The following is a 3,451-nucleotide window of genomic DNA, read 5'->3' on the forward strand; positions in this document are numbered from 1 at the left end:
GTTCATGCACTTCGGCCCGAGGTCCGGCGTGGGTCGAAAGAAACGGAATATCAAGGATCTGCCCCAGGACGAAACCGTTCTCGAGCGATTTAAAATTCAGTCCGGTGGGCTCGCCGTGGTCGTGCCAAGCGACCACGCGCTCGCGCGGAAGCGGTCAGTCAACTTGGCTCAGCTGGCCAATGAACGCTTCGTCGTCGTCCCCGGATCCAGCGTCAGCCCGGGCTACGGCCCTTTATTTGCCCTCTGCCAAAAGGCCGGATTCGAGCCACAGATCGTTCAGGAGGTCAGTTCGATCTCCTCTCAACTTAACTTGGTCTCTGTTGGCATGGGGATCGGGCTCGCAGTCAGCGGAAAGAACTTCACCTACCCTGGCAGCTTGGTCGTGGTCCCACTGAATGACGTCAACTATACGACTACCTTCGTGCTTGGATGGATGAAGGGACCGACCGAACCCGTGCTGGACCGGCTGATCGGGATCGTGAAAGAACTCGCCCAGTAGAGCACTCTCGACCCATGATGTCGCGCTTGAAATACGGGAAGCTTACGCTTCGCACGACCGTGATTTCTCGTCGCTTTCCGGCGAGAACCAACTCATCTGCGCGCTGTGGTGTCGCAGCATCGTTGACGGGCTGGTCGGCCGAAATTGCGCCAAGTGAAGACCGCGAAGACGTCGATTGCAAGTAGCAGACCGGCCGCTACGTCTGGTCTTGGGCCTATTGCGCCCTTTTGCGCGAGCACGTCGAACGCCTGCATTCAGTCCTCTTTGAGACCTTCCGGTCGCCTTGTTCTCGCGCAATTTTGGGCCCGATAAGCGCGCGTTATGGTGCCCTATTGCTGGATCGCGAAGGTTGTTCTGCGCCACCGGGAACGGGATGGGTGCCTGCCCCCTCCGTGCTCTGCATCGCGTGCGACCCACGCGATGCCGCAGCCAATGCCCGCTCGCCTTCGTGATCTTCTGCGCTTCGACGCTTTCAAGGTTGTCGGCGCCTGCGCGAGAAGCGCCTTGATCACCTGAGCCCTGAATTGGAGAAGATTGCGATCGGCTGGGCCGCCTGCTTGAGTTGCATTCGGAGTGCTGACCTTCCCTTGCGACCGTTGATCATCAACGCAATGAGGTCCGTCCAATTTCAATCGCCGGTACTGCGAATGGCTGCAATGTCCTGCCGGTCGCCAAGCAAGCGAACCACATCCAGATGGTCCTCGGTTTCGAAGGCTTCTGCACCCGGCGCGGATGCCAACCGAAAGTCGAGACGGCCAGCCTCAAGGTCTTGGCCTACGGCGTCGGAGAACTGCGCGGCCATCTTGGCCCTGATCGCATCGATCATGGGGTTCGTCTGTGCGGCCGACAGGCCGGCATGAGGTTCGCCGAGCATCAAGCGCGACTGTCGGAGCACGGTCATCACCAGTTCGAGATCTTGGCGGTGCCCCCGCGGTCGGGGCCGAGTCGCCAGCGAATACCTTGCAATACCTTTTTGTTATCGCAAGTAAAAACAGGACCACGGAGCAGGGCATGGATCTGAAAAGTTCGAGCGACAACATCCACCCGATTCGCGGCGGCCGCGGGATTCAGGAAGCGCAGGTCTGGGAAGCAGCCGATGCGCTGCTGCAGGAAGGCCTGCGCCCGACGATCGAACGCGTTCGGCAGAAGATCGGCAGCGGGTCGCCCAACACCGTGAGCCCGATGCTGGAGCGCTGGTTCGCCACGCTCGGCAAACGCCTGGAGGGTCGCAGCGGAAGCCTGGCCGACGGCGAGGCACAGCAGCTTCCCCTGGCGATCGTCCAGGCGGCCCAGCAATTCTGGGAGGTCGCGCGGCGCGAGGCYGACCAGGTGCAGGTCCAGAAGACCGMAGCMACCCGKCGCGAGCTCGAGCTGGAGCGCAGYGCCYTGGCCCRGARGGAAGYCGAWCTSCAGCAGCGCRAGAYSKCCTTCGARCAGGCCCGCGTCGCGCTCGACGARGCCCTCGCCTCSTCRCGCCAGGCGGTCRCGGCCATGGAGGCCCAGATGCAYRCGCAGCARCAGGAATCYGCWCGSCTGCTSGGYGAYTCGGARGCCGARGTGCGRCGCCTGCGCAARGCKCTGGACGAGGCWGTSGCCAGCAAGGAGGYCCTGCGCGAGAAGTCGGCCATGGAACTCGGCGCCAGGMAGCRCGCGGCGGAWGAAGCCGAGGAGCGCCATCTYGCCCACGAGCGCCGCCTCCTCTCCGAGGTCGATCGCGAGCGAGTGGCCATGCGCCAGTCCAACGCCGACCTCGCCAAGGAGCAAAAGGCCCGTGTGGCGGACATGGAGGCGGCTCGCAGCGCTCAGGAAACCGCCAAGCAGGCTCTTCAGGACGAGAAGGCATCACACCGCGACGCGGCCGCCGCCTGGGCGCGCCAGCACCAAGAGGTCCAGATCGAACTTGCGACCCTTCGAGAGCGCGCGGCCGGCGCGGAGCAGCGAGCAACCAATCTCGCTTCGCAACTGCAACGCCAGCAGACGCAGTCGGAGCGGGAGATCGCACAGCTGCGAGAGAGCCAGGCGGCGGCGGCCGCCACGCTGCGCCAAGTCGAGGCCCGAAGGAAAAGCGACGAAACCGCACCGCTCTCGCGCACCAGAAAATCCCCAAGGTGAGTGCCGTGAGTCTCGGCCGAAACACCCGTCCGACGTCGGCCCTTATGCCAACGCGCGCCGCATCTCGCGGATCACAATCGAGGGACGCTCTTCCAGCGGCCGCTCCAGCCCGGTGAAGACAAAGCCGCAGCGCTCATACAAGGCGATCGCAGCCTCCTCCTCATGTCCAACCCAAAGGCGGGCCATGGCAAAACCGTGCGTTTGCGCCCAGGCGATGACGCTGTGCACCAACAAGCGTCCTGCGCCGCGCCGCCGGTACTGCGTATCGACCCAGACACCACCAAGCCTGGCACCCTGGCGAATCTGCTGATCCCGCAATCCGTAGATCATTCCGATCGGACGTTCGCCGTCGAGCGCGACTACCATCGCGTCCACCGAGCACACGCGCTGCGTCAGCGCATTCCAATAGTCAGCGCCCTTGCGCTCGAGCGGCTCCAGTGTGTCGCCGAAGGCGCGTGGCGATTCCCTCAACGCTTCGAGCCGAAGCTGCCGGTGTAGATCGGCTTCGTCAGCCCGCAAGTGGCGAACATTCAGTGAGCTCACGGCGCAACGATACCCCAGAGCGCGGCCTGTGCGATTCGTCCCTGCGCGATTGCACTATTTACACGTAGGACGGCTGCGTCTCGGACAAACATTGTGCGGGGCACGCGCCCTGCCTACTCGCAGCGTGGCGCGCGTCCACGCAAGCAGCGCGCTGACGAAGGATCCTCTGCAAGCTGGCCGGCCACCTGCGACGACACCCTTCGAGGAAAACGCGATCGCGCCCTCCTGCTTCGCCTGGGCCACCGGGTGGGCGGCGCCGCTCGGAGGTGGCCGCGGCGACCCCTGAAGAACCAGCGG

General features: G+C 64.1%; 4 protein-coding genes and 2 pseudogenes. 4 read left to right on the forward strand and 2 right to left on the reverse strand.

Annotated features, from left to right (window positions below; genetic code table 11):
* A partial coding sequence (locus tag AC1DY5_RS47655) for a LysR family substrate-binding domain-containing protein (RefSeq protein ID WP_478121349.1) occupies nt 1-499 on the forward strand: 499 nt, incomplete at its 5' end.
* Between the two features lie 628 nt (nt 500-1,127).
* On the opposite strand, the gene AC1DY5_RS47660 is transcribed toward AC1DY5_RS47655, so the two are convergent.
* Nucleotides 1,128-1,400 (reverse strand): hypothetical protein, encoded by a 273-nt coding sequence (locus AC1DY5_RS47660; protein ID WP_478121350.1) that lies wholly within the window; start codon nt 1,398-1,400, stop codon nt 1,128-1,130.
* A gap of 110 nt (nt 1,401-1,510) precedes the next feature.
* Here AC1DY5_RS47660 and AC1DY5_RS47665 point away from each other — a divergent pair.
* Together AC1DY5_RS47665 and AC1DY5_RS47670 are read left to right on the forward strand one after the other, a co-directional pair.
* Nucleotides 1,511-1,900: pseudogene (locus AC1DY5_RS47665) on the forward strand (DNA-binding protein); the annotation flags it as partial.
* A 225-nt stretch (nt 1,901-2,125) separates the two neighbouring features.
* Nucleotides 2,126-2,611 carry a hypothetical protein gene (locus tag AC1DY5_RS47670; protein ID WP_478121352.1) on the forward strand — a complete coding sequence of 162 codons (486 nt, stop codon included), beginning with the start codon at nt 2,126-2,128 and terminating at the stop codon, nt 2,609-2,611.
* Between the two features lie 42 nt (nt 2,612-2,653).
* Here AC1DY5_RS47670 and AC1DY5_RS47675 read toward each other — a convergent pair whose 3' ends face one another.
* The gene (locus tag AC1DY5_RS47675; protein ID WP_478121351.1) at nt 2,654-3,154 is read right to left on the reverse strand and encodes a GNAT family N-acetyltransferase; all 501 of its coding nucleotides are present in this window, start codon (nt 3,152-3,154) and stop codon (nt 2,654-2,656) included.
* Nucleotides 3,155-3,256: 102 nt separating this feature from the next.
* On the opposite strand from AC1DY5_RS47675, the pseudogene AC1DY5_RS47680 reads away from it, so the two are divergent.
* Nucleotides 3,257-3,451, forward strand: a pseudogene (locus tag AC1DY5_RS47680) (integrase); the annotation flags it as partial.

The organism is Variovorax sp. P4_D9 (assembly GCF_056401695.1).